General features: G+C 59.8%; 19 protein-coding genes and 1 pseudogene. 4 read left to right on the top strand and 16 right to left on the bottom strand.

Going from position 1 to position 25,275, the window contains the following annotated elements:
* Nucleotides 1-69: 69 nt before the first annotated feature.
* Nucleotides 70-687 carry a dihydrofolate reductase family protein gene (locus CKW29_RS03010; RefSeq protein WP_095147916.1) on the bottom strand — a complete coding sequence of 206 codons (618 nt, stop codon included), beginning with the start codon at nt 685-687 and terminating at the stop codon, nt 70-72.
* 222 nt (nt 688-909) lie between these two features.
* The gene (locus CKW29_RS03005; protein WP_095147428.1) at nt 910-1,245 is read right to left on the bottom strand and encodes a hypothetical protein; all 336 of its coding nucleotides are present in this window, start codon (nt 1,243-1,245) and stop codon (nt 910-912) included.
* A gap of 220 nt (nt 1,246-1,465) precedes the next feature.
* On the opposite strand from CKW29_RS03005, the gene CKW29_RS03000 reads away from it, so the two are divergent.
* On the top strand, nt 1,466-1,885 hold the full coding sequence (locus CKW29_RS03000) for a DUF1801 domain-containing protein (RefSeq protein WP_095147427.1): 420 nt from the start codon (nt 1,466-1,468) through the stop codon (nt 1,883-1,885).
* Between the two features lie 46 nt (nt 1,886-1,931).
* Here the strand turns inward: CKW29_RS03000 and CKW29_RS02995 are convergent, their stop codons facing one another.
* From CKW29_RS02995 to CKW29_RS02960, 8 genes are all read right to left on the bottom strand, one after another.
* The gene (locus CKW29_RS02995) at nt 1,932-2,693 is read right to left on the bottom strand and encodes a DUF4239 domain-containing protein (RefSeq protein ID WP_095147426.1); all 762 of its coding nucleotides are present in this window, start codon (nt 2,691-2,693) and stop codon (nt 1,932-1,934) included.
* 91 nt (nt 2,694-2,784) lie between these two features.
* Complete coding sequence (locus tag CKW29_RS02990; RefSeq protein ID WP_095147425.1) at nt 2,785-3,459, bottom strand: DUF3313 domain-containing protein; 675 nt, start codon at nt 3,457-3,459, stop codon at nt 2,785-2,787.
* Nucleotides 3,460-3,506: 47 nt separating this feature from the next.
* The gene (locus tag CKW29_RS02985) at nt 3,507-4,784 is read right to left on the bottom strand and encodes an OmpP1/FadL family transporter (protein ID WP_095147424.1); all 1,278 of its coding nucleotides are present in this window, start codon (nt 4,782-4,784) and stop codon (nt 3,507-3,509) included.
* A gap of 71 nt (nt 4,785-4,855) precedes the next feature.
* A complete protein-coding gene (locus CKW29_RS02980; RefSeq protein ID WP_095147423.1) occupies nt 4,856-6,472 on the bottom strand; it encodes an arylsulfatase in 1,617 nt (538 codons plus the stop codon).
* Between the two features lie 231 nt (nt 6,473-6,703).
* Nucleotides 6,704-7,549 (bottom strand): polyphosphate kinase 2, encoded by an 846-nt coding sequence (gene ppk2 / locus CKW29_RS02975; RefSeq protein ID WP_095147422.1) that lies wholly within the window; start codon nt 7,547-7,549, stop codon nt 6,704-6,706.
* A gap of 93 nt (nt 7,550-7,642) precedes the next feature.
* Nucleotides 7,643-9,076, bottom strand: coding sequence for an efflux transporter outer membrane subunit (locus CKW29_RS02970; RefSeq protein ID WP_095147421.1), 1,434 nt, complete (start codon nt 9,074-9,076; stop codon nt 7,643-7,645).
* 1 nt (nt 9,077) lies between these two features.
* Complete coding sequence (locus CKW29_RS02965; protein WP_095147915.1) at nt 9,078-12,287, bottom strand: efflux RND transporter permease subunit; 3,210 nt, start codon at nt 12,285-12,287, stop codon at nt 9,078-9,080.
* Complete coding sequence (locus tag CKW29_RS02960) at nt 12,284-13,621, bottom strand: efflux RND transporter periplasmic adaptor subunit (protein WP_095147914.1); 1,338 nt, start codon at nt 13,619-13,621, stop codon at nt 12,284-12,286. The genes CKW29_RS02965 and CKW29_RS02960 overlap by 4 nt, the downstream gene beginning before the upstream one ends.
* 651 nt (nt 13,622-14,272) lie before the next feature.
* On the opposite strand from CKW29_RS02960, the gene CKW29_RS02955 reads away from it, so the two are divergent.
* On the top strand, nt 14,273-16,174 hold the full coding sequence (locus CKW29_RS02955; protein ID WP_095147418.1) for a potassium transporter Kup: 1,902 nt from the start codon (nt 14,273-14,275) through the stop codon (nt 16,172-16,174).
* A gap of 7 nt (nt 16,175-16,181) precedes the next feature.
* On the opposite strand, the gene CKW29_RS02950 is transcribed toward CKW29_RS02955, so the two are convergent.
* Nucleotides 16,182-17,768 carry a RimK family protein gene (locus tag CKW29_RS02950; RefSeq protein ID WP_095147417.1) on the bottom strand — a complete coding sequence of 529 codons (1,587 nt, stop codon included), beginning with the start codon at nt 17,766-17,768 and terminating at the stop codon, nt 16,182-16,184.
* Nucleotides 17,769-17,860: 92 nt separating this feature from the next.
* Here CKW29_RS02950 and CKW29_RS02945 point away from each other — a divergent pair, with 92 nt between their 5' ends.
* A complete protein-coding gene (locus CKW29_RS02945) occupies nt 17,861-18,985 on the top strand; it encodes a GNAT family N-acetyltransferase/peptidase C39 family protein (RefSeq protein WP_095147416.1) in 1,125 nt (374 codons plus the stop codon).
* Between the two features lie 167 nt (nt 18,986-19,152).
* Here the strand turns inward: CKW29_RS02945 and CKW29_RS02940 are convergent, their stop codons facing one another.
* The 5 genes from CKW29_RS02940 to CKW29_RS02920 all read right to left on the bottom strand — a co-directional run bounded on the left by CKW29_RS02940 (nt 19,153) and on the right by CKW29_RS02920 (nt 24,550).
* The gene (locus CKW29_RS02940; protein WP_095147415.1) at nt 19,153-19,314 is read right to left on the bottom strand and encodes a DUF2986 domain-containing protein; all 162 of its coding nucleotides are present in this window, start codon (nt 19,312-19,314) and stop codon (nt 19,153-19,155) included.
* A gap of 283 nt (nt 19,315-19,597) precedes the next feature.
* A complete protein-coding gene (locus CKW29_RS02935; RefSeq protein WP_095147913.1) occupies nt 19,598-19,861 on the bottom strand; it encodes a DUF1652 domain-containing protein in 264 nt (87 codons plus the stop codon).
* 236 nt (nt 19,862-20,097) lie between these two features.
* Entirely contained in the window at nt 20,098-20,769 is a 672-nt protein-coding gene (locus CKW29_RS02930) for a bifunctional 2-polyprenyl-6-hydroxyphenol methylase/3-demethylubiquinol 3-O-methyltransferase UbiG (RefSeq protein ID WP_095147932.1), read from the bottom strand.
* A 298-nt stretch (nt 20,770-21,067) separates the two neighbouring features.
* Entirely contained in the window at nt 21,068-22,927 is a 1,860-nt protein-coding gene (locus tag CKW29_RS02925) for an ABC transporter ATP-binding protein (RefSeq protein ID WP_095147912.1), read from the bottom strand.
* A gap of 345 nt (nt 22,928-23,272) precedes the next feature.
* Nucleotides 23,273-24,550: a flavohemoglobin expression-modulating QEGLA motif protein gene (locus CKW29_RS02920; RefSeq protein WP_095146641.1), complete on the bottom strand. Its 1,278-nt coding sequence runs from the start codon at nt 24,548-24,550 to the stop codon at nt 23,273-23,275.
* A 548-nt stretch (nt 24,551-25,098) separates the two neighbouring features.
* Between CKW29_RS02920 and CKW29_RS02915 the strand changes: the two are divergent.
* Nucleotides 25,099-25,236 (top strand): annotated as a pseudogene (locus CKW29_RS02915) (3-keto-5-aminohexanoate cleavage protein); the annotation flags it as partial.
* Nucleotides 25,237-25,275 lie beyond the last annotated feature (39 nt).

Below are 25,275 nucleotides of genomic sequence, written 5' to 3'. Positions count from 1 at the left end.
CCTCCCTGGTTTTGGCATCGGCAGGGTTCGAGGGTCGATTGGCTGCCGGGGCACTATTGCCTATCCCGCTTACACGAACGTTCCTGTGCGCACGTCGCCGCTGCGCACGTAGCGGGTGATCAGCACACCGCCCGGCGTGCTGGTCGAGTGCGCCAACGTGAAGGCCGACGCGTGTGCGTTGTCGCCGAACAGATGTTTGCCGTGCCCAAGCACGATGGGATAAATCATCAGCCGAAGCTCGTCCACCAACCCGGCTGCAAGCAGTTGGCGCACCAGATCGCCACTGCCCTGCGTCAATAGATCGGCACCGTCCTGGTGCTTGAGCGTGCGTACCGCATCGGCAAGGTTTCCCTGTAACGCATGGCTGTTCTGCCAATTCAGCGTATCGCAACGATGCGTGGCCACGTGCTTGGGCACGTTGTTGAACAGGTCAGCGATGGTGCGGCTGTTCGAATTGGCCTGCACGTGCGGCCAATACGCCGCGAATATGTCGTAGGTGCGACGCCCCAGCAGCAACTCGAACGGCTGCGAGAACAACGCCTGTATGGCCTGGCTGATGCCTTTGTCGGCGTAGGGCACTATCCAGCCACCCAAGTGGAATTCGCCGCTGGTGTCTTCTTCAGGCCCGCCGGGTGCTTGAATAACGTTATCCAGACTCGTGAACGCGGCAACGATGAGCTTGCGCATACGCTTCTCCAGGTTCGTCTTCGTGAAAGTTCTCGTACAAGGAACGCCTACAATCACTGCGATCAATCAGGTTCATTCCCTCACGAATAGTCGAACGAGACGCTGCGATATCGACAGTGCGATGCACGGATGACGGCAAGCCCTCCGTCCGCGCCTGGGCGAAAGCAGCCCCTGATAAGCGGCTGCTCTCGACCTGACGCTGGCGCTCTCCAGGAGCGGTCTTTAAAGCAACTGATCAATCAGCACCGCGTTGCTGTAAATCAGGCTGCCATCGCTGGCCCGGTGCCCAACCAGATGGAACTGACCGCGCTCGCGGTGCAGGTAGACGCGCATCTGGCAGTCGGCCAAGGGTCCGTAGCCTTCGGGGACGATCAAGTCCATGGTGTCCATGTCGACGTCAACCATGGCTTCCGGCTCATGGGTTTCTTGCAGGCGTTCTTCGGCTTGTTCCAGGCGTACATGGAGGGGGCCATCGACGTAGAAATGGATTTCCCCCACCGGGACAGACTTCTGGTCGTCGCCGGCTTTGCACCAACCCTCAATTGTCAGGGCACTCATGACCAAACCTCCGTTGTGGAATGCGGGAGTCTGTAGCGCTGTCACTTCTCAATACCATCACTTTTCTGACCGCTGCCCTTGGGCAGGGTTCGTTTCTTGTGGGCGCCAGGTTTGTTGATGCCCTGTGGGGCAGCCGTCAGTCAGTGAGACTCCTGTGGTGCACGAGCAGCCTCTACCCTGAAGCGGGTGACAACCATCTTCAAAGGGGGCGGTGACGACCATGAAAACGGTGCAGGACGAGGTCAACGAAGAGCAAGAGGCAGGCTTTGTCTCTGAGCGGATAGACGGGCGAATCAGGGAGCTCGGCGACTGGCGGGGCGAGACGCTGGCCAGGGTTCGGGCGCTGATCAGGCAGGCCGATCCCGAGGTGGTTGAAGAGTGGAAGTGGCGGGGCGTTCCGGTGTGGTCCCATGGCGGCATTCTCTGCACCGGCGAGACCTACAAGCAGGTGGTGAAGCTGACCTTCGCCAAGGGCGCTGCACTTGAGGACCCAGCGGGGCTGTTCAACGCCAGCCTTGAAGGCAATACCCGGCGCGCCATTGATATGCATGAGGGGGGCGGGATTGATGAAACCGCCTTCATGGCGCTGATTCGCGCCGCCGTCGCGCTCAATGTCTCGAAGGGGAAAAAAGGCGCCTGATCCATCGGGCGGTGAGGGTGGTCCGGTAGGTGCGCTTTGGTGCGGGTCACAGACCCAGTCGGGTCAAGGACTCACGCATCGGTGACAGCGACAGGCTGATCAGGCCATCGAGGGGGCGGTTCAGCTCTTCGACCAGCAGGATCGAGGCCGAGGCTGAGAGCGCGCACATCATCAACACCGCCAGGACGGTGCCGTTACGTGGCGCAAACAGGCCGAATGAGCCGAAGATGATGGACAGCCAGGCCACCAGGATCACCAGCATCGTCAACGGGATCGAGGCATGGGCCTGCAGCAGCACCAGCCAGCGGGTGGCGAACACTTCGTCGATCAGTGCCAGGGCCTGGGCCTTGAGGGCTCGCTGGCCGTCATTGGCCGGTGACAGGGCTTCGATTTCGCGTTGCAGCGCTTCGGAGCGGCGGATGGTCTGGGGGTTGTCGAGTTGTTCCAGCAGTGTGGCATTGCGCGAGGCGAGCAGCGTCACGACTTCGGCGTAGCGCTGTTTGACCAGCTGGCGGATAGGGTCGGTTTGCGTGCCGTAGCGTGACAGCAAACGGTCGAACTCCACCACCTTGGCCGCGGTGCTGACCAGTTCGTTGTTGGCGGTGTCGAAGGTGCCTTTGGCGCTGGAGACCAGCAGTCCCAGCACCAGGGCCGACATAGTCGCGATCAGGCCGGTGGCCAGCTTGACGACACTGATGGAGTCTTCGCTCAGGTGGTGGGAGGGCAGGCGTGCGCGCACATAGGCGCCGAGCAGCGCGCTGCCGAACAGGCAGAGGAAGACGATGAAGGCGACCAGTAGATGATTCACGTAGAACCTCCTGTGCGGCTGTCTTCAGGCCAGGGGTCGAACTCAGGTGAGGCCCGCGCCGCCCGGTGGTGGCGCGGGTGATGGCGGGTGGTTAACGGATGAACGCCTGCATGTCGGAGTTCAGTTTGCCGATCGCCGATTTGAAATCATTGGTGGTGATTGGCTGGCTGGAGTTTTCCAGGGTTTCGCCAAAGAGTTTGCGGACCACCTTGACCATGGTCTGCTGGCTTCTCGCATCGATCAGCTCGGCCTCGACGAACAGTTCGGTGTCCTGGTCGCGGTGGCCGGTAACGGCGGAGACCCCGCCGACGACGGCTGCGATGGGCACCACTTCATACCATTTCATGCCTTCGTTGGATGCACTGACCCCGGTGATCGCCGCGCGCAGCACCAGGAGCCTTGATCCGGGTGGTGCGGCTTGCGGGGTGGAGACGACGCGGTACTTCTGCCCGAGCACGGCTTTTGCACCGCTGCTCATGTGCTGTTGCAGTTCTTCCAGGGTCTGTCGGTTCACCCGCTCATCAGGCTTGGGTGCCGGATACAGTTCCAGTTTGTTGAACGCCACGGTGTCGTAGGCATTGGCGTTCCATGACGGACTGACCCAGCGCATCGCTTTCTCGCCACTGGTGGTGGTGACTTCCTGCAGGTCGTTGTAGTTGTACATGAAACCGGAGTACTGGTCCCGCTCGGTGACTTTCGAGGTACAACCGCCCAGTAGCAGGCTGGCCAAGGCGGCGCCAAAGATCAGTTTTCGCGACAAGCTCATAGGGTTCTACTCCATGGATTGAAATGTTCTGCTCGGGTTTCAGGGCGTCAGAAGCGCCACGTCATATTGCCGGTCACGGCTTGAATCCAGGCGTTGTCGAATTGCCCCGATATTCGATTGCCTGAAATGGATTTGCTCTGGTCCACCGTCATGTCGCCCAACCAGACCATGGCCCAGCTGACATTCACGTCGGTGTCCTTGTCCACAGCATAGGTCGCACCAGTGGCAATGCGCCAGGATTCGGCCATGGGCACGGTCACTGTCCGGTCGCTGTCGGAGACGGCGCTGGAATCATAGGCCAGCCCGACGTTCCACAGCAGTTGCGCCGTCGCCTGGTACTGCGCACCCAGCGCGAGTTGCCAGGTGTCCTTGTAGTGGGCATCGATCGTGGTCGATTGGGCACCGACGGCCGAGGTATCGACCTGCACCCCGACTTCGCCGAACTCCGACCAGTCCTGCCAGTTGACCGACGCCAGCAACGCCCATTGCTGGTCCAGTGGCTGGAACAGGCTGAGGGTGAGGGTCTGGGGGACTTGCATCGACAGGTCGGTGTTCAGGCCGTTGAGGCGATCCAGCGCGGGGCCGTTGCCCTTGACGTTGAGCCGGTCTTCGAAATCCAGGTCGACCTGGCTGGTGTAGGTCAGGCCGATGCGCGTACCGGCCCCGGGGGCATAGATCACCCCCACATTGGCGCCGTAGCCCCAATCGGTGTCCTCGTATTTGAACTGGCCGTCGCCGCGGTCGGTGAAGCCAAAGGGCGAGCGGTCAATCGCGGTCTGGGCTTGCAGCATCCCGTACATGGCTTTCACGCCGACGCCGACCGACCACTGGTCGTTGAAGCGATACGCCACGCTGGGCACCAGCGACAACCCGGCAATGCTGCCGTTTTGCGCGAAGTAGCGCCCGGACCAGTCGTTGTCGTAATTGAACGCCAGTCCGAAGTCACCGTAGGTGCCGAAGCCGACGCTCCAGTTGTCGTCCAGTTCATGGCTGATGAAGAAGCTGCCACCGGGGATCGGGTCCAGGCCATTGCCACTGCCGCTGCCGGGCACGTTGCTGCCATTGTCGCGGTCGAAGGTCAGGTCGCCGTAGAGCACTTGCAGGCCACCGGTGACCTGGGTTCCCTTGAGGTAGCTCAAGCCCGCCGGGTTGCTGGCGATGGTGGAGGGGCCCTGCGCACGAGCCGCGGCGCCGGCATTGGCCAGGCCTGCGTTGTCGGTGCCGATTTCGTAAAGCATGAGACCGCCGGCACTCGCTTGTTGCGCGTAGTACACCGACAGCAGTGTCAGGCTCAATGCATACTTGCCGGGGAGTCTGGACCGCATGAAAGCACCCTTTATTTATTGTTGTTTGAGTCAATGACGGCGGGCAACCCTGCCCACCGTCATTGGTTCATCTATTTGGCCATCGCAGCCCTGGCCGCCTCGATCTTGGCCTTCACCGAGTCCAGGTTGAAGCTCGCGCCTTTTTGCATGGGCGGGAACTCAACCGCTGTTTCAGCCAGCTTGGCGACCTGCTGCTGCACAAACACAAAGCGCCAGAACTGGAACTTGAACCAGTCGAAGTACTGCTGCGAACCGTTGGCGGCCTGGTTTTCCGGCCAGCCGGCACGTTCAAACGGATCCAGCCGCAGGTTGGTCAGGATTGGCACGTCGACGGTCAGCTTGGCCCCCAGCCAGCCGCCAGGCTGGTCAATGAAGCGGTACTTGTAGTCATCGATGCGTACCGCTCCGAGCGAACTCTCCCCAAAATAGAAAATCTCATGGCGACTGGACGGACCTTTGCCGGTGAGCATCGGTGTCTGGTCATAACCGTCCAGGTGCACCTTGTAGGTTTTGTCACCCATCTGCTTGCCTTTGAGCAATTGCGCCGTGATGTCCGGGTTGCCTGCCGCCGCGACCAGGGTCGGGAACCAGTCCAGGCCGGACATGATGCCGTTGGCGACCTGATTGGCCGGCACCTTGCCAGGCCAGCGAATGATTGCCGGTACCCGGAAGCCGCCCTCCATCACCGTACCCTTGCCCATGGCGAACGGTGTCTGACCACCATCTGGCCACGTGAAGTTTTCCGCGCCATTGTCCGTAGTGAAGACCACGATGGTGTTGTCGTCCATGCCATCTTTCTTCAACTTGGCCATGACGTCGCCGACGATGTCATCGAGCTGCGCCATGCCGGCTTCCTGTTCTGACCAGCCATTGTCTGCATTGCGCATGCCTTGGTACTTGTCGGACAGGTGGGTGACGATGTGCATGCGGGTCGGGTTGAGCCACAGGAAGAACGGTTTGTTGTCCTGCCTGGATTTGTCGATGAAGCTGAACGCCTTGTCACGGATCTCTTCGTCGACGGTTTTCATCCGTTGCGGGTAGAGCGTTCCAGCGTCTTCGATCTTCTGTTTGCCGACCTTGCCCCAGCGTGGCATCACTGTCGGGTCATCCGTGGTGGTCGCCCAGCTGTGGACCATGTTGCGGGGGCCGACGGTGGCCAGGAGTGCCTGCGGATAGTTGGGGTGCGCCGGGTCTTCCATGGCGTCCAGGTGATAGAGGTAGCCAAAGAACTCGTCGAAGCCATGTACCGTGGGCAGGAACTCGTTGAGGTCGCCCAGGTGGTTCTTGCCGAACTGGCCGGTGGCATAGCCCATGGCCTTGAGCGCGGTGGCGATGGTGACGGCTTCGGCGGGAATGCCGATGGGCGAGCCGGCCTGGCCGACCGTGGTCATGCCGGTACGGATCGGCAGTTCGCCGGTGATGAAGTTGGCGCGCCCGGCGGTGCAACTGGCTTCGGCGTAGTAGTCGGTAAAGCGCATGCCTTCGGCCGCAAGGGTATCGAGGTTGGGTGTTCGGCCGGCCATCATGCCCTGGTTGTAGACGCCGATGTTCGACCAGCCGATATCGTCGCCCATGATCACGACAATGTTGGGGGGCGGGTTATCGGCGGCATGGAGAGTGAAGGGGAGGGCCAGTGTGGAAATCAGTATCGCCGCGGCCAGGGCCGTGGGTTGTCGTGTGCGGTTCATGACGAGTTCCCATGCTTGAGTATTGGTACTCTGGGACGAACCCCCGGTCGCCGTTAAATGCATCTCCCCCCGGAAAGAGCGTAGGTAGGATTACTGATTAGTCCAGTAATTTATGAACCGCCAAGCCCCAGTGTTTCCAGGGGCTTGCCCATAGCCTGTGGGTTCAGATGATCAATGACATTCGAACCATTACCGCCAGGTCGAAAACGACCTGGCGGCACCTCATCAGGATTACTCCTCCGACACTGAGGCCTGGAAGGGTTCAGCGATGTATTTGAAGGGGTAATTGATGGTCTCGTAGTCACCGACCTTGCGCTTGGGCAACTTGATCTTGGGTTGCTTGATGGTCTCGTACGGGATCTGTTCCAGCAGGTGGGTGATCAGGTTCAGGCGTACGGCCTTTTTGTTCTCGGAGCGGGCGACATACCAAGGCGCCCATTCGACGTCGGTGGCCTCGAACATCTCGTCACGGGCGCGGGTGTAGTCGTCCCAACGGTTATAGGACTTGATGTCCATAGGCGACAGTTTCCAGGTCTTGCGCCCGTCGGTGATGCGCTGCGTGAGGCGCCGGGTCTGCTCTTGCGGGCTGACTTCCAGCCAGTACTTCAACAGCAGGACACCGGAGTTGACCATCAGGCGCTCGAAGCCCGGCGCCAGATCGAGGAAGTTCTGCACCTGCTCGTCGGTGCAAAAGCCCATGACCCGCTCGACGCCCGCACGGTTGTACCAGCTGCGGTCGAAGATCACGACCTCGCCAGCCGACGGCAGGTGTGGCATGTACCGCTGCAGGTACATCTGGGATTTTTCCCGCTCCGACGGTGCCGGCAATGCCACTACGCGAAAGATCCGCGGGCTGACGCGCTCGGTCAAGGCCTTGATGGTGCCGCCCTTGCCGGCGCCGTCACGGCCTTCGAAGACCACCACCACCTTGGCACCGGTGGCAACGACCCATTGCTGCAACTTGACCAGTTCGACGTGCAGAGTTTTCAACTGCGCTTCGTAATCCTTGCGGCTGAGCCGGGTGGTGGGTTCTACCACCGGTTCAGGCTGCGCACGATCATGTTTTTTCTTAGCCATTCATTAGCCTCCAGTTGCTCTCGAATAGGGCCTTTGGCAGGCTCGCGCTTGCACCGATACATCGGTCAAGCCGGCGAGCTGCCGGCCTCCTGTTCATTGTGGTTTTTCGTTGGCGCTCGCCGTCAGCTTGTCAGCCTGGGTTACCCAACCTCCGCCCGTTGCCTTGTAGACATCAACCATGGCGCTGAATACCAGACCGCGGGTCTGGGTGTAATTCAGCTCGGCGTCGAACAGGCTGCGTTCGGCATCCAGCACTTCGATGTAGCTGGTGTAGCCATTGTCATAGCGCAGTCGCGCAAACTTGGTGTAAGTGCGCAGGGCCTCGACCTGATTGGCCTGGGACTGCATTTGCTCACGGCTCTTGCTCGCCGCGACCAGCGCGTTTTCAACATCCCTGAAAGCCGACTGGATCGACTGCTGGTAGGTCAACAGCGCTTGTTGCTGGATCGCTTCGGCCTGTTTCACCTGTCCGGAGATCCCGCCGGCGGTGAAGATCGGCATGCTCACCCCGACCCCATAGTTCCAGGTGGCGGCCGGGCCGGTGAACAGGTTGGAGAGTTCATTGCTCGCCGAGCCCACCAGCCCGGTCAGGGAAATGGACGGGTAGTACAGGGCCTTGGCGGCACCGATCTGGGCGTTGGCGGAAATCAGGTTCAGCTCCGCCTGACGCAGGTCGGGGCGCCGTTCCAGCAAGTCCGAAGGCAATCCGGCGGGTACCGACGGCAGTGTCAATTGCGCCAGGCTGCGCCCGCGGATGATAGCGCCGGGGTTGCGTCCAAGCAGCACGGCCAGGTTGTTTTCCTGTTGTGCCACCTGGGACTCGAATTGCGAGATCGAGGCCTGGGTGCGCTGGAACTCGGAGAGGTTCTGCGCCAGTTCCATTTCGGAAATGGTGCCGGCAGCAAAGCGCAGCTTGAAGATCTCGTAGGATTCGCCGCGGGCCTTGGCGGTAGTGCGGGCAATTTCCAGTTCCCGATCCAGATCGCGCAGGGTGATGTAGCTCGATGCCACCGACGACACCAGGCTCAGGATCACCGTGCGCCGACCTTCTTCCGAGGCCAGCAGGTCGGCCCGGGCGGACTCGTTGAGGCGCCGCAGGCGGCCCCAGATGTCCAGCTCCCAGCTGACACTCAGAGCGGCCTCGTAGCTGTTGTAGATCGGGTCAATGCCGGAGTCCAGGGGCACCGGGCTGTTGTCCCGGGGCGCCCGGTTGCGGTCGCCCTGTGCGCCGACGCCGACTTGCGGATACATCTGCGAGCGAACCTGGCCGTAACGGCCCTGGAACTGCTCGATCCGCGCAGCGGCGATCTTGATGTCTTTGTTCTCGGCCAGTGCACTGCGAATCAGCTCATCGAGGACCGGGTCCTTGAATTGCTCCCACCACAGGCTGTTGGACAACGCGCTGACCTCATGGTCGGCGTAGCGATAGGCCGCGGGAGCGTCCGTGGCCGGGCGCTGGTAATCCGGGCCGATCATGCAACTGCTCAGGCTCAGGCACAGCACCAGGGGAATAGGGAAGGTACGCATCTCATTCCCCCTCATGGCGTGGTTGGGCAGCACTGCCGGGAGTTTCCCCGGATGGCGTTGCCGCAGGAGGCTGGGCGGTTTGTTGGGCCGAGCCCTTTTTCTCGGTGATCCGTTCCACCAGGTAGTAGAACAACGGGATGAAGAAAACGGCGATGACGGTCGCCGCCAGCATCCCGCCGATTACCCCTGTACCGATGGAGTGGCGACTGTTTTCCGAGGCACCGACAGCGATGGCCAACGGCACGCAACCGAGGATGAACGCCAGGGACGTCATCACGATCGGCCGTAGACGTTCCTTGGCGGCAGTCATCGCGGCGTCGTAGGCGGACATGCCGCTTTCCCGGTTCAGCACCGCGAACTCGAAAATCAGGATCGCGTTCTTCGCGGCCAGGGCCACCAGCATGGTCAGGCCGATCTGGAAGTAGACGTCATTGCTCAAGCCCCGAAGCATGACCGCGAGCAGGGCACCGAACAAGGCGAACGGCACCGCCAGCAGCACGCCAATGGGCAGGGACCACTTCTCGTACTGGGCCGCCAGGATCAGGAACACCATGACCAGGCCGAAGATGAAGACCTTGGAGGACGCACCGCCGCTTTTCTTCTCCTCGAACGCTTCACCACTCAAGGCCAGCGCATAGTCGTTGGTCATGATCTCGGCGCTGATTTCCTCCAGGGCCTTGAGCGCCTGGCCGGAACTGTAGCCGGGGGCGGCGTTGGCCGTGAGCTTGACCGCCGGGAAGTTGTTGAAGCGGGTCAGCAGGTCGGGACCGGTGACGTAACGGGTGTTCAACAGGGCCTTGAGCGGCACCATTTCGAGATTCTTGTTACGCACATAGATCTCTTGCAGGTCCTCGGCCTTGAGGCGATAGACCGGCTCGGCCTGCAGGATGACCTGCCACAGCCGGCTGTACTTGTTGAACTGCGAGACGTACAGGGAGCCGAACATCGTCTGCATGGTGCTGTAGACATCTTCGACCGGCACCCCCAGTGCTTCGGCCTTTTCCCTGTCGACATCCACCATCAGTTGCCGGGAGTGGGCGTTGAAGGTGGAGGTGACGATGCCGAGTTCGGGGCGCTCCTTGGCTTTGGCGACAAGGGTGGTGACCATTTCGGCCAATTGGTCGATGCTGCCATCGCCCTTGCTTTGCACCCATACCTCCATACCCCCTGTGGTACCAAGGCCTGGAATGGAGGGGGGGTTGACCGGCAGGATGATACCGTCCTGTATGGTGGAAAATGCGCGGGCAGCCTTCTGTATGACGGCGGGAGCGCTTTGCTCCTCGATGGTCTCGGAGTCCTTGTAACGCTCCTCGAAGTCCTTGAAGCCAACGAAGAAGGCCCCAGCGTTGTTCTTGTTCTGGCCGTCCAGCAGGCTGTAGCCGTTCACGATGGCCACCCCTTCGACGGACGGATCATTCATGAAGAAGTCGCTGGCCACCTTGCCTACCTCTCCGGTGCGATCCAGGCTGGCGGCATCGGGCATGATCACGGCGCCGAGCAAGTAGCCCTGGTCCTCGGGCGGCAGGAACGCACTGGGGATACGCTGCGCCATCACCACGGACAGCACGATCATGCCGGCAAACAGCATGAGCGCCAGTGCCGAGCGCTTGATCATGAAGGCCACCGAGCGCGAGTAGCTGGCGGTCATGCGGTCGAAGCTGCGTTCGAACCAGCGGAAGAAGGCGTTCTTCTCTCCGTGCTGCGGCTTGAGCAGCAGCGCGGCCAGGGCCGGTGACAGGGTCAGGGCCACCAGGCCGGAGATCACCACGGAAATGGCGATGGTGATGGCGAACTGTTTATAGAGCTGGCCCGTGATCCCGCCCATGAAGGCCACCGGGATGAACACCGCACACAGCACCAGCACAATGGCCACCACTGGCCCCGCCACTTCATCCATGGCTCGCTTGGCGGCGTCCTTGGCGTTCATCTTGTGGACATGCATGTTGCGTTCGACGTTTTCGATCACCACGATGGCATCGTCCACCACGATACCGATGGCCAGCACCATGCCGAACAGGGTCAGCATGTTCACCGAAAAGCCCATGGCCGCCATACCGATGAAGGTGCCGACAATCGACACCGGCACGGCCAGCACCGGAATCAGCGTGGCACGCAGGCTCTGCAGGAACAGGAACACCACGATCACCACCAGCACCAGCGCTTCGAAGAAGGTGTAAATCACCTCGGAAATCGATGCGCGGGTAAACGCGGTGGTGTCCATCACGATCTTGTATTCGATGCCTTCGGGGAAGGTCTCCTTCATTTGCGCCAGGGTCTCGGTGACGGCCTTCGACACGTCGAGAGCGTTGGCGCCGGGTTGTTGATACACCGCGATCAGCGTGGCGGGACGGCCCTGGTAGGTACTGCGCAGCGAGTAGTCTTTCTGCCCCAGTTCTGCGCGTCCGACATCCTTGAGACGCACAATGGCGGCGCCGTCGTTGCTGGCGCGCAGGATGATGTTTTCGAACTCGGCCGGCTCGGTCAGGCGCCCCTTGGTGGTCACCGCAAAGGACTGCTCCACGGCTTCGCCCGTCGGGGACTGGCCGACACGGCCCACGGCAAATTGCTGGTTCTGGTTGGACACCGCTTTTTGCACATCGGCGGCGGTGATCCCCAGTTGTGCCATGCGGTCAGGCTTGAGCCAGATCCGCATTGCATAGTCCGGCGTGCCGAAGATGGCGGCCTGGTTGGCCCCGGGGATGCGCTTGATCGCATCGAGCAGGTACAGGTTGGCGTAGTTGGCGACGTACGTGCTGTCGTAGCGGTCACCCTTGGAATACACCGCCAGGACCATCATGAACGCCGATGATTTTTTCTGTACCTGGATGCCCTGGTTCTGCACGGCGGAAGGCAGTTGGGGCAGGGCCAGGTTGACCCGGTTCTGCACATCCACCTGGGCCAGGGACGGGTCGGTGCCGATCTCGAAGAACACGTTGAGGGTCATGTTGCCCGTCGCGGAGCTCGACGAGTTCATGTAGATCATGTTGTCCGAACCGTTGACCTGCTGTTCGATAGGCGCGGCCACGTTGTTGGCCACCACCTCCGCATCCGCCCCGGGGTATGTCGCGGACACCGTGATTTGCGGCGGCGTGATGTCCGGGTATTGGGCGACAGGCAACTGGAGCATCGCCACGGCACCGGCCAGGGTGATGATGATCGAGATGACGGCGGCGAAGATCGGTCTGTCGATACAGTAGTGAGAAAGACTCATGGGCGTTTCTCACTGTCTTTGTTCGGCTCACCGGCGGCAGGCGTTGGCGCGGCGGCCTTGCCTGCCGGGGCGGACGCTTTTGGCTCGACAATGTTCAGCGGACCACCGGGGGTGACCCTGATAGCACCATCGACCACGATGCGTTCACCGGCGTGCAGGCCCTGGTTGATAAACCAGCCGTCGCCTTGCCAGCTACCGACCTCGACCACCCGTTGCTCGGGCTTGCCCTCGGCATTGAGGACCCAGACGAAATGGCTCTTGGCGCCCTCGAGCACGGCTTTTTGCGGCACCAGGATGGCATTCGGCCGAGAGGCTCCTACCGCCCGGGCCCGTACAAACTGTCCGGGGCGCAGCAGTCCCTTCGGATTGGCCACCACGGCGCGAACCAGGAAGGTACCGGTCTCCTGGCTATAGGACGGGGCGGTGAAATTGAGGGTGCCGCGATCAGGGACCACGGAGCCGTCCGCCAGCACCACTTCGACGACAAACTCACTGCGTGGCGGGAACTTCAGGTTGCCCGCTGCAATGTCGTCGCGGTACTTGAGGGTTTCGTTTTCCGAAAGGCTGAAGTTGACGTAGATCGGGTCCATCTGCGACACCGTGGTCAGTAACCCTGACTCACCCGGTGTGATGTAACTGCCTTCCTGCTTTTTGGCAAAGCTGGACAGGCCGGTGAGGGGAGAGCTGATAGTGGTGTAGCTGAGATTCAGTTGCTCGGTACGAACGGTACCTTCTGCGGCCAGCACGGCAGCACGGGTCTGACGCTCTTCGCCGACGGCATTGTCCAGGTCCATCTTACTGACGGCATTCTGTTCCGCCAACGGGCGAACGCGGGCCAGCGTGGCCTTGGCCACTTCCCAGCGCGCCTGCTGCTGCGCCAGTTGGCCCTTGGCCGAGAGCAGGGAGGCCTCGAACGGCTTGCGGTCCATCTGGAACAGCGTTTGCCCGGCCTTGACCAGATCGCCCTCGACGTACTGCCGTTTTTCCAGGAACCCGGCCACACGGGCGCGAATCTCTACCTCGCGGGAGCTCTCGGTCTGGGCGACGAATTCGAAGGTGACGGGGGTGTCCTGGGCGGTGACAGTCATTACGGTCACATTCGGGGCATGGCGGGCCGTGGAAACGGGTTCCTTGCCGCAACCGGCAAGCAGGCCGACTATCCCGGCCAGAACGGCAATCGACAAACCAATACGGCTGGAAAAAATGCCTCCCTGCGGATGCGTTCCAGGTGCTGGGCAGTGCGGGGTACTGATGGCCGTAGTCTGCACCTGAGCGGTGCCTTGGCGCTGGTCTTTCCCTTGGAACTGTCCGACATCGATCGTGGTTACACCCATGAACCCCTCCATAATAAAAGTCACCGAACAGCGTAGCACCGCTCATAGGGGGCATTTGCTGACTTTAATCAGTGATTGCGACGTGCCGCACAGATGCCCGCGGATAGACTTGGCACGCACGTTCTATAACCGCCATTTGAGAAACCCCGTACAGATGGCGCTGGCAATCCCCCCGGTATTGCAGGCCTTTGGAGCGAAGTCCGGTTTCCGATCGTGAAGGCAATACGGCGCGCCTGACGGTCTGGACAGACGATCAGTGCAGTGTGGTAGGGGATAGAGGGATCTGCAAATTTGTCGGCGTGAAATCTGTCATTGCACTTCAGGGCCGGGGCGATTATTGCGTGTCCGTTACTCGCTGCTCACTTGGCGAAAAAAATTACGCTTTCTTTACGGTAGGTGTTTTTACTCGCAAGGATACTTGCGGGCGAATTTTCGAGCGTCCACGGGGCCTGTAGCCCTTCGTTTCCTTGGGGGCCCTGGAACTGCCCGGTTGCACAAGCCAATGGTGGGCATCGCAAGGGCTACAGTCTTATTAATCGTTAATCGTTCGAATCCTTTGGTTGATCCACGCAGTGCCTAACCAACGGCCACGCAAACCGCCTGGTCCAGGGATGGCAGGCGCTTCCCCCCTCAATTTTCGAGACGCCGCACGTGACCGACACAGCGACCCGCGCAAATGATGACTCCCACGCCAAGACGTCAGGGGCGGGCTTGCTCGTCGCTGCCGTGGGTGTGGTCTATGGCGATATTGGCACCAGTCCTCTTTACACCCTCAAAGAGGTGTTTGCCGGACACTACGGGGTCCAGGCCAACCACGATGGCGTGCTGGGCGTTTTGTCGTTGATCTTCTGGTCACTGATCTGGGTGGTCACCGTCAAATACGTGCTGTTCATCCTGCGTGCCAACAACCAGGGTGAAGGCGGCATCATGGCATTGACGGCATTGGCTCGCCGGGCGGCAGCGCCCTACCCGAACATGAGCCGGGTGCTGGTTCTGCTGGGGCTGTTCGGCGCGGCGCTGTTTTACGGGGATAGCATGATCACCCCGGCCATTTCGGTGCTTTCGGCGGTTGAAGGGCTGCAGTTGGCCTTTGATGGTATCGAGCACTGGGTCGTCCCCTTGTCCGTGATCATTCTGGTGGCGCTGTTCTTGATCCAGAAACACGGCACGGCCCGCATCGGTATTCTGTTTGGCCCGGTCATGGTGTTGTGGTTTGTGGTGTTGGGCGTGCTCGGCATCTACGGTATTTTGCAGCGCCCGGAAGTGCTCCAGGCGCTCAACCCGGCTTGGGCGGTACGCTTCTTTGTGGTTCACCCGGGGATCGGCGTGGCGATCCTGGGGGCGGTGGTTCTGGCATTGACCGGCGCTGAGGCCTTGTACGCCGACATGGGCCACTTTGGTCGCAAGCCCATTGCCCGCGCGTGGTTCATCCTGGTGTTGCCAGGGCTGGTACTCAATTACTTTGGCCAGGGCGCGCTGATCCTGGACAACCCGGAGGCGGTGCGCAACCCGTTCTACCTGCTCGCGCCGGGCTGGGCACTGCTGCCCATGATCGCGCTTTCCACGCTGGCCACCATTATCGCCTCCCAAGCCGTCATCTCCGGCGCTTTCTCCCTGACTCACCAAGCCATCCAGCTGGGGTATGTCCCTCGCATGTTTATCCAGCACACCTCGAGCCAGGAACAGGGCCAGATTTACATCGGCACGGTCAACTGGGCGTTGATGGTCGGTGTGGTGCTGCTGGTGATCGGTTTCGAATCATCCAGTGCCTTGGCCGCCGCCTATGGGGTCGCGGTGACGGGGACCATGTTGATCACCACCATCCTGTCTTCGGCGGTCGTCCTGCTGCTTTGGAAAACGCCACGTTGGCTGGCGATCCCGATGCTCCTCGGTTTTCTACTGGTGGACAGCCTGTACTTTGCCGCCAATGCGCCGAAGATCTTCCAGGGCGGTGCGTTCCCGGTGATCGCGGGCATTGGCCTGTTCATTTTGATGACCACCTGGAAGCGGGGCCGCAAGATCATTGTCGAACGGCTGGACGAAAGCACGCTGCCCCTGCCGCTGTTTATCAGCAGCATCCGCTCGCAACCGCCCCATCGCGTGCAGGGTACGGCGGTGTTCCTGACCGCCAGGGCCGATGCCGTTCCTCACGCGCTGTTGCATAACCTGCTGCATAACCAGGTGCTGCATGATCAAGTGGTGTTGCTCACCGTGGTCTCCGAAGACAGCCCGCGCGTTTCGGCGGACCGGCGATTCGAAGTCGAGGCTTACGGTGAGGGGTTCTTCCGGGTCAGCCTGCACTTTGGTTTTATCGAAGAGCCGGATGTGCCCCTGGCCTTGAGCCTCTGTCATTTGAACGAACTGGATTTCAGTCCAATGCGCACGACGTACTTTCTCAGCCGTGAGACGGTCATCCCGACCAAGCGCATCGGTATGGCTCGTTGGCGAGAGACCTTGTTCGCCTTTCTGCTCAAGAATGCCAACAGCAACCTGAAGTACTTCAAATTGCCGTTGAATCGGGTGATAGAACTGGGCACACAGGTCGAGATGTAAAAGACGCTCACCAGGCCTGGCCACGCCGCTTCAACTCAAGGCGGCGAATGAACTCTTCCAGGACCAGGGCATACAGGTCGTCCTGCAGGTACGCGTCTTCGATACCCGCATCCAGGTTGGGGTTGTCGTTGACTTCGATCACCACCACCTTGTCGCCCGATTGTTTCAGGTCGACGCCGTACAAGCCGTCGCCAATCAGGTTGGCGGTCTTGACCGCCAGTTCGACAACCGCGCGCGGTGCCTCGTGGACTGCCAGGGTGCGGCATTCGCCGTTAATGTCCTGGCCCTTGGCCTTGTGGTTGTAGATCTGCCAGTGACCTTTGGACATGAAGTACTGGCAGGCGAAAATCGGTTTACGGTTAAGCACGCCGATACGCCAGTCGTATTCGGTGTAGAAGAACTCCTGTGCCAGCAACAACACCGAGTGTTCGAACAGTTCTGAGGTGGCCTCCAGTAAGGCTTGCTGGCTTTCGACCTTGATCACGCCACGGGAGAAACACCCGTCGGGAATCTTCAGCACTAATGGAAAGCCCAGGCGCTCACCGACGCGCTCGAAGTCTTCCGGTCGCTCTTTATAGAGGATCTCGGTCGCTGGCATCCCCAGTTGGTGGCTTTTGAGCAGGTCGGTCAGGTACACCTTGTTGGTACAGCGCAGGATGGAGGCGGGGTCATCCATCACCACCAGGCCTTCGCTTTCCGCTTTCTTGGCGAAGCGGTAGGTATGGTTATCCACGCTGGTGGTTTCGCGAATCAGCAGGGCGTCGTACTCGGCGATTCGTGAATAGTCTTTCTTTTCGATCAGATCGACGTCAATGCCCAGCCCCTTGCCGACCCGGATAAAACTGTCCAGTGCCTGGGCATTGGAGGGCGGTAATGCTTCTTGTGGGTCATGCAAGATGGCCAGGTCATAACGGGCCACGCGGGGTGAGCGCGGTACTCGCCAGACCTTGCGGCTGAAACTGTCCAGCGAGTTGGCAAATGGGTCTTCCTGGTCTTCGCGTAACTTTTGCAAGACCCCGGATTTTATTCCCTCGATGCGCCAACTATTACTTTTGCGGAACTCTACCAGGAGGATAGGGCACGGGAAGATTTCGAAAATTTGCCGTGCCAGTTCCTGTAAAGGTTCGAGATTGGTTTTACCGAAGTACAACGTCAGCGTGAATCCTTCGGTATTACTGTAAATGTGGTTGCTCAGTGCTTTGTCCAGCGGTTTGCCAAGATCGTCCAGCGCCAGGCCATACAGTGACTTCTTGGTCAGTTCGCTGATAGTGCGCACGGACGGAATAACCTTATGGCCACGTGCCTCTGCCAGCAGTGAGCAGTAGTAACCATGCCCCAGGTACTTGTAGCTGCGACACAGGTTAATAACCTGAACGCGCTTGCCGGCTTCGATCTCAAGGGGTTGCTCCAGGTACTCCTGCGCACTCATCACGTCCTCTGAGGGGAAGTAAGAGGCCCAATCTTCTTTTCGCTCAACAATAATAATCACCTGGCTGGATCTGCCTGGTGCATCCGGTAAATAAGTCAGGTTTGATATTGCCGTTAATCGATTTTGCTCTGATACTTCGCGCAAGCCGCCCTGTACCGCTGACATATGAAAAGGTCCGTTGGAGAACAAGTCCTTATCTATTAAGCACGATACTTTTTAAAAGTCTCGTTTCATTACGCAACTTTTACGGCGGCCCTATGACCCTGTTATTTCGTAAAGCCACACAGGATGACCTGAAGTCTCTGCTGGAACTGGAAAACCAGTGTTTTACCTCTGATCGGCTGACGCCGCGCAGCTTTCAGTGGATGATCAGCCGGGCCCATGCCAGCCTGATCGTCGCACAAGTCGGCAGCCAACTGATGGGCTACTGTCTGGTCCTGTTCCATCGCGGCACCTCCCTGGCGCGCCTGTATTCCATCGCCATTGCCACCCACAGCCGTGGCCTGGGCCTGGGAAAACAGCTGCTGGACCAGGCGGAAGACTGTGCTCGTGCGCATGACTGCGCTTACCTGCGACTGGAAGTCCGTCCGGACAATCCGGTCGCCATCGGTCTTTACGAGCGCAATGGCTACCGGCGTTTCGCTGTGGTCAACGACTACTACGAAGATCATGTGCCGGCGCTGCGGTTGGAGAAACGTATTGTGCAGCATCGGGACAACCGTGAGTTCCAGGTTCCTTATTACCAACAGACCACTGAGTTTACCTGCGGCCCGGCTTGCCTGTTGATGGCCATGAGCGCGTTACAGCCTGATCGCGTGATTCGGCGCAGGGACGAGCTGCAGATCTGGCGTGAAGCCACGACGGTGTTCATGACTTCAGGTCACGGTGGTTGCAGCCCACAAGGCCTGGCACTGGCGGCCTGGCGTCGAGGATTTCGAGTGCGTCTGCAGGTCAGCGTCGCAGGTCCGCTGTTTCTCGACGGCGTGCGTAACGAACACAAGAAGGAGGTGATGCGCCTGGTACATGAAGCGTTCTGCAGCGAACTCCAGCACAGTGATGTGGAACAGGTCAGCAGCAACCAGCTGGACCTGCCGCTGGCGCTGAAGGCCGGCGGCCAACCCTTGGTACTGATCAGCAGTTATCGCCTGACCCGCTCAAAAGCCCCTCACTGGGTCATCGTCACTGATTACGATGAGGAGTTTGTCTACTTGCATGATCCGGATATCGATCACAGTCAGCACCGCCAGGCACTCGACTGCCAGCATCTTCCCGTCAGCCACAAGGCGTTCGAAAAGATGTGTGTTTTCGGCGGCAACAAGCTGCGTGCTTCCGTGACGCTTTACGCACATGAGTCGTTCAGTGAATCGCCTCTGGGTTCGTAGACCTGTCCGAAAGACGACTTACGACTGTGGATTCAACCGGTTCGATTCAGAGCCGCGAAGCGGCTTCGGCTTGAATGAATTGATAGGCCGCGTCCTCGCGGTACCTGCCATCGGAATGAATAGCCCAATCAAATTTGTAAATTCCGGAGGTGCTTAAGCTACATAGATCAGCTCTCAGAGGAAATGATTGGGTCGTGACTGGATTCGGCAGCTAGCTTCAATCGGTCAGCTTTACTAATGTATTTAGACTTGCTTTGCGGTGCCAATTTGGCACTAGCCTTTTTGGCGTGAGCCTTTAATAACTGCTTTATTTTTTTACGACGGTTCATATTTTTCTACTCGGTTTGTATGTTCTTGAATGATATCAGCTTAAAAGATTGGGTCAGATTCCTGTGGTGCGCACTTAGTGTATAACGCTGGAAATAGGCGGTGAATCGCCCCTGGTTTTCTAGAAGCCTACGAGTGACCGCTTTTGGCGTTTTCTGCCTGTCGGGTCAGTTTGCATTGGACATCGTTAGGTTTCGTTGAGGGGGGCGATGTCCAATCCGCTGCATCATTCAATTTGATAACGCGGAGGGGTAGGAGGAGGGATGAATCTGGCTGCGCTGCGATCTACCTGGCGGTGTAATGCGCCAGGTACAGAGAGGTTGAAGCGCCCCGTTCGAGGTCTTTACGTAGATCTGCAATCAGGCTCGCGATGGCATAACCGTTGTTGAGCGGGGCCATCGAGATCCCGGTGACAACGAGCATTTCTTGACTCGAGGCGCCTTGATAAAAACGCACGGTCAGCGCTGCTGTTGGGTCAACCGTACATTCGCAGCGGGTCGGGAGGAAGCTTTGCTCTATCAGGTGACGTAGTTCTAAAGTCGATAACATGGTGACTTGCCTCGACGGGAGTCAGCCAAGTGACTTTTGTCAGAAAGGAATGTTGAAGCTCCTGGAAAGTAGAGACGTAGTGGACCCCCTAAACTCATTGGCCAGGAGCCCGTCTTTAAGTATGGACCTGAGCCGCCCGAGGGATTAGAACGTTTTGTTCTCGCTGCTGGAAATGCTGCGCGTTCATCGCGGCCTATGAATCGCCCTTGGTTTCGTAGGCAGGCCCAACCGATCGCTCAATCCCGCCGCTCGGCCACCAGCAGCAATGACTGCGGCACAGGACTTTGCGGGTGCTGTGGCTCCTGCAGGCTGACCAGGCGAAAACCGGACATGTCCAGCGCATTGAGCCAACTGGACAAGGTGCGGAAGTACCAGGGCATGGGTTGCCATTGCCCCTTGAACCCGACGAAGGTCTCTTCCCGCCAACCATCCTGATAGTCACCCATGGCAGCGGTCCACGGATGCAGTGTCTGGATCATCAGCGCGCCGCCAGGGACGAGCAGGGCGTTCATGGCGGCGAACAAAGGGATGATGTCTTGGTGCAGCAGGGAGAAGTTGGCGCAGATCAGATCGTAGTCGCTGCCGATGTCGACTTCTGCCTCCACCAGTTCCTCATAGCTCGCCACATGTACCGGCCAAGAGCCTGCGGCCCGTGCCGCCTCGACCAGTGTCGCATCGCCATCCACACCGACCGCCTTGATGGCTCGTTCAGCCTGCGCACGCAACAGCCAGCCCTCGCCGCAGCCCAGGTCGAGTACGTGCTCGGGCTGGCAGCCTTGCACCGCCAGCAGGATGGCCTGGTCGGTGACCTTGAGGCGGCTTTCGAGGGCGCCGGTGCGGATGGCTTCGATCCAGGATTGGGCGTTGTGGTGCCAGCTTTGGAGGAGGGTGGATTCGGGGGCGGGCATGTCGATGTCCGGCGTTGTTGGTTGGACGCAGGCATAGGACAAGTACTTCAGGTGCGGGCATGAGTGGCTGTTGTCGGCCATAAGCGACAGTCGTCACCGCCAAAAACTATCCAGATACAATCGCACCACTATAGGCCCGTAGTACGCTCCAACCAGAAACATGCCTTTGATTTACGCCGATATTTTCGTGCACCCGACTCCGGTGTCATCTACAACACATCGAAGATGGGTCAGAGCAGCCCTTGACTCTCGCCCCACTGCACCGCTCAAAGCCCCCTCTGCTGCGCCCCCTTCACGCTCACGCCTGATCCATAGCCTCGACTACTCCCATATCCTCACCCAGAAACCCGCCGCTTTGATGCTGCCACAGCCGCGCATAGACGCCGCTCTTCCCGAGCAATTCGGTGTGGGTGCCCTGTTCGATGATGCGTCCGTCATCCATGACGATGAGCCGGTCCATGGCCGCAATCGTGGACAGCCGATGGGCGATGGCGATCACAGTCTTGCCCTGCATCATTTCATCGAGGCTTTCCTGAATGGCCACTTCGACTTCCGAGTCCAGCGCGCTGGTGGCCTCGTCAAGAAGCAGGATCGGGGCGTTCTTGAGCATCACCCGGGCAATTGCGACGCGTTGGCGCTGGCCGCCCGACAACTTTATGCCGCGCTCACCCACAAGTGTGTCGTAGCCGGTATGGCCTTGCTGGTCGCTCAGTTGGCTTATGAACTCATCGGCCTGGGCATTGGCCGCGGCGCTTCGGATTTGCGCGTCGGTCGCATTGGGACGGCCGTAGGCGATGTTGTCTCGAATGGAACGGTGCAGCAGGGAGGTATCCTGCGTGACCATGCCGATGGAGCCGCGCAGACTGTCTTGCGTCACTTTTGCGATGTTTTGGCCGTCGATGCGAATCTGCCCGCTGTCTACATCATAGAAGCGCAGCAGCAAGTTGATGAGCGTGGATTTGCCTGCTCCGGATCGGCCTACCAGGCCGATTTTTTCGCCCGGGCGAATGTTCAGGCTCAGGCCATCGAGCACTTGGCGTTCGCCATTGTAGTTGAAGCTCACATTGTCGAAGGTTACCGCCCCGCCGGAGGTCACCAGCACACCCGCGTCCGGCGCATCCTGCACCTTGGGGCCGCGGGTAAGGGTTGCCATGCCATCCTGTACGGTGCCGATGCTTTCGAACAGCGAGGTCATTTGCCACATGATCCAGTGCGACATGCCATTGATACGCAACGCCATGGCGGTGATTGCCGCCACGGCACCTGCACCGACCTCACCCTGGTGCCATAGCCACAGGGCATAACCACCTGCGGCCATGATCAACGCCACCACCAATGCCTGGTTGACGATCTCGAACTGGCTTACCAAGCGCATCTGGCGGAAGCCGGTTTGCTTGAAATCCTCCATCGCTGCACGCGCGAAGTGCGCTTCACGATTGGAGTGGGAGAACAGCTTCACCGTAGTGATGTTGGTGTAGGCGTCTGAGATACGCCCGGTCATCATCGACCGCGCATTGGCCTGTTCCTGCCCGACTTTCCCCAGACGGGGCACGAAGTACAGCATGGCCAGCCCGAACAACACGACCCAGGCAACGAAAGGCAGCATCAGTTTCAGTGCGAAGCCGCCGGCCAGTGCGATGATCGCGATGAAATACACCCCGATCCCGGGTGCGATCTCGATAAAGGTGAATAGCACGTCGCGCACGGCTAGCGCAGTCTGCATCACCTTGGTAGTGACCCGGCCGGAAAACTCATCGGAAAAAAACGAAAGGCTTTGCCGCAGCATCAGGCGATGGAAGTCCCAGCGCAGCCGCAACGGCAGATTGATCGCCAATATCTGGTGCTGCACCATGGTGCGCAACGCCACTAGCCCGACGCTGGTCACCATTACGATTCCCATGCCCCACAACACGCGACTTTCCTGCGAAGCCGCATCACCGCCTGCCTGCCAGGTCGAGAGCAGGTCTACGACCTGCCCAAGGAAGGAAAACAGCCAGGCTTCGTAAATCGACACACCCGCACTGAGCAGCGCAAGCGCAAAGATGTAACCGCGGGCGCCCCGTGTGCAGGCCCACAGAAATCGAACCAAGCCATCGGGTGGCGGTGGTACCTCGTCAGGAGGAAAGGGGTCGAGCCTTCGTTCAAACGCACGAAGCATGGTGGTCTCCAAAACGATCAAGTTAAGGAGATTCTGCCATTGAACGCTTGCTTTGAGGGTTTTGCGAAGTTAGAGGTATGGCGCTGTTGGCAGGTCGCTCTGAGGATTGGGTTGCCGGGTACGGGCTCTCATACGTTGCCAGAGACCCGGTCGGCAGGGATAAAACGGCCGGTATCGAAGGGGGCTATTGGCCAAGATCGGACGTTCATCTAAGGACCGCTTTCGACTGTGGATTCAACCGGTCGATGCAACACAACTAAATTCTGTGTAAGCAGAAGGAGTGTTGCAGATGAAGCAGAGACCTCGGATCTATTACACCGAAAGCCAGAAAAAACTGATGTGGGATCACTGGGCGCTGGCATCGGCTTCGTGCTCGTCTGCAAATGCCATGAGCACCTCCAGATCGAGCACGTCGAGTTTGATCCGGGCGATAAAGGCAGAGAAGGCCAGGTTGGCGGCGAGCAGACGCAGGTCCGAGGCCCAGGCTGGAAGATAGATCGGTCCCTGGAGCCAGCCGGACTCGAAAAGTGGCGCCAGGCGTACGGTATCACCCAGGCTGAGGCGCCCGGCAAACAAATGGCCTACCAGTTCCGGCCGGTTGTCGCGGATCGCGATGCGCAGCAAGGTATGGACGCCGATCAAACCGGTCAGGTAAGCGGCATCCTTGGTGAACGCCGAGCCGCCATGCAGGTCCGCGCCGCGAAACACCCGTTGGGTCGAGCGGAAGGACTCCTCTTGCGACTGACCGGCGGCAAGGAAACCTTCGAATACCTGGATGAAGTCGGCGCCATCCAGCGCTTGCTGGACCGCGAGCACGCGCAGGGCGAGGCGCCGCAGGCGGTTGATGTCCATGCTGCCGGTGAACAGTTCGGCGAGGGTGGCGATCCCCTCCTGAGTTTGGGTCGTGCGTGGTGCCCCCAGACCCAGGCTTTTGAGATTGGGTTGGCGCGCACCGTTTTGTGCCGTGGCGACATGCACAAAGGCCTCATGTTGCAATAACTGGTTCTTGTCCAGCTCCGAAAACAGGGCGCTGGCACGCAGGCGGATGCGGCTTGCCCCGGCGATGGCCTTGGCGGCCAGGGTCGGATCGAGCATGACGGTGATCCGGCCCGCACCGAAGAAGCGGTCCAGTTCCGGCTGCATCCAGGCGGCAAAGGCCTCGGCCGGAATCTCGGCCAGGCTCGGTGGAATCTGGACGCCGCCCAGGAGGGCGTCGGTGGTCTTGAGGAAGAAATGGGCCGCGTCCAGCATGCTCAGTTTCAGGCGGGTGTAATAGAAGTCCGGGCGCCGATACAGCGCTGACGAATAGTGAGTAAAGGCGGGTGTGCCAATCGCATTCAGCATGCGTCCGGCGGTGGCATAGCTACGCGCTGTCATGGCGAGGTAGTTCCCGGCCGGATGCCCCTCATCGCAACGGCCAACAAAAGCTTCCAGGGCGGCGATCTCGGCGCTGTGCCTGCGTGGGCGCAGCTCGACTTTGGGCAACTCTGCATGCCCGCCGCGCCAATGCGCCAGGAAGACTTCCTCGACGCCACCCGGCCACGCCAGGGCATCCAGTACACGAATCTTGCAGGCCAAACGGGGGAGGGCGGCATCGAGTTCGGACAGGGTGGCGGTGCTCATGGAAATCTCCTTGGGGGACAAGGTTCATTCGCAAAAGTTTAGTCGCTGCCGATGTATTGCGTTGTAGCCGCTCAAGGTGGCCCGCTTTAGGCAGACTGGTGCTGACAGGCAAGAGGAGAGTTGAGCTAACAGCCATGCCATGCAGGCCGCTTCTGGCCGATTGCTGTCTGGCAGTGAGAGCCGCTCTCCAGCAGCCAACCAACCGAATCGCTCCTGATCATGATCTTCGGATCGGCGAGGACACTGGCCGGCAGCTTGGCCAGCCGTAGCATACGAATTGGATCGAGCCCCACTGAACGGGCAACCTGCGCATAGTTGGTAAGGTCGACACTTCGCGTCAGGTATACATGCTTTTCATCATGTCCCAGTTTCGCAAGATTGTGTCCTGAAAAGCTTAGTGTGGGACACCCTGTCAGGGCTACCTTCAGGCCGTCAACTGAGAATAGATGGAGGTAGATAATGGAGACACACACTGCAATGCGCATTGGTCAACCGCTCGCCGCAGCGCGGCAAGTAGATGCCGATGACCCTGATGCATTCCACCCCATACCTGGAGCGGCATCGATGGCTGTTTCGATGGCCCGAACTCGTTCAACTTCATCCACCGCGTGCAGGACAGTTGCACCCTGACCGCCGAATCCCTGCTCAATAACGTTCTGCCGTTCAACACCATGGCCCTGGCCCTGTAGATGCACCCGCGTGTGGGCATTGAAGACACTATCGCT

This window comes from Pseudomonas sp. Irchel s3a18, from assembly GCF_900187535.1.
GTDB lineage: Bacteria > Pseudomonadota > Gammaproteobacteria > Pseudomonadales > Pseudomonadaceae > Aquipseudomonas.
Note: the sequence above shows the minus strand (reverse complement) of the source record. Positions and strands in the feature narration are given on the sequence as shown.

Excerpts from the sequence above, each read along its gene's own strand:
- CKW29_RS03010 (WP_095147916.1), bottom strand. The coding sequence starts at position 687 with ATGCGCAAGCTCATCGTTGCCGCGTTCACGAGTCTGGATAACGTTATT.
- CKW29_RS03005 (WP_095147428.1), bottom strand. The coding sequence starts at position 1,245 with ATGAGTGCCCTGACAATTGAGGGTTGGTGCAAAGCCGGCGACGACCAG.
- CKW29_RS03000 (WP_095147427.1), top strand. The coding sequence starts at position 1,466 with ATGAAAACGGTGCAGGACGAGGTCAACGAAGAGCAAGAGGCAGGCTTT.
- CKW29_RS02990 (WP_095147425.1), bottom strand. The coding sequence starts at position 3,459 with ATGAGCTTGTCGCGAAAACTGATCTTTGGCGCCGCCTTGGCCAGCCTG.
- CKW29_RS02985 (WP_095147424.1), bottom strand. The coding sequence starts at position 4,784 with ATGCGGTCCAGACTCCCCGGCAAGTATGCATTGAGCCTGACACTGCTG.
- CKW29_RS02980 (WP_095147423.1), bottom strand. The coding sequence starts at position 6,472 with ATGAACCGCACACGACAACCCACGGCCCTGGCCGCGGCGATACTGATT.
- ppk2 (WP_095147422.1), bottom strand. The coding sequence starts at position 7,549 with ATGGCTAAGAAAAAACATGATCGTGCGCAGCCTGAACCGGTGGTAGAA.
- CKW29_RS02970 (WP_095147421.1), bottom strand. The coding sequence starts at position 9,076 with ATGCGTACCTTCCCTATTCCCCTGGTGCTGTGCCTGAGCCTGAGCAGT.
- CKW29_RS02965 (WP_095147915.1), bottom strand. The coding sequence starts at position 12,287 with ATGAGTCTTTCTCACTACTGTATCGACAGACCGATCTTCGCCGCCGTC.
- CKW29_RS02960 (WP_095147914.1), bottom strand. The coding sequence starts at position 13,621 with ATGGGTGTAACCACGATCGATGTCGGACAGTTCCAAGGGAAAGACCAG.
- CKW29_RS02950 (WP_095147417.1), bottom strand. The coding sequence starts at position 17,768 with ATGTCAGCGGTACAGGGCGGCTTGCGCGAAGTATCAGAGCAAAATCGA.
- CKW29_RS02945 (WP_095147416.1), top strand. The coding sequence starts at position 17,861 with ATGACCCTGTTATTTCGTAAAGCCACACAGGATGACCTGAAGTCTCTG.
- CKW29_RS02940 (WP_095147415.1), bottom strand. The coding sequence starts at position 19,314 with ATGAACCGTCGTAAAAAAATAAAGCAGTTATTAAAGGCTCACGCCAAA.
- CKW29_RS02935 (WP_095147913.1), bottom strand. The coding sequence starts at position 19,861 with ATGTTATCGACTTTAGAACTACGTCACCTGATAGAGCAAAGCTTCCTC.
- CKW29_RS02930 (WP_095147932.1), bottom strand. The coding sequence starts at position 20,769 with ATGCCCGCCCCCGAATCCACCCTCCTCCAAAGCTGGCACCACAACGCC.
- CKW29_RS02925 (WP_095147912.1), bottom strand. The coding sequence starts at position 22,927 with ATGCTTCGTGCGTTTGAACGAAGGCTCGACCCCTTTCCTCCTGACGAG.
- CKW29_RS02920 (WP_095146641.1), bottom strand. The coding sequence starts at position 24,550 with ATGAGCACCGCCACCCTGTCCGAACTCGATGCCGCCCTCCCCCGTTTG.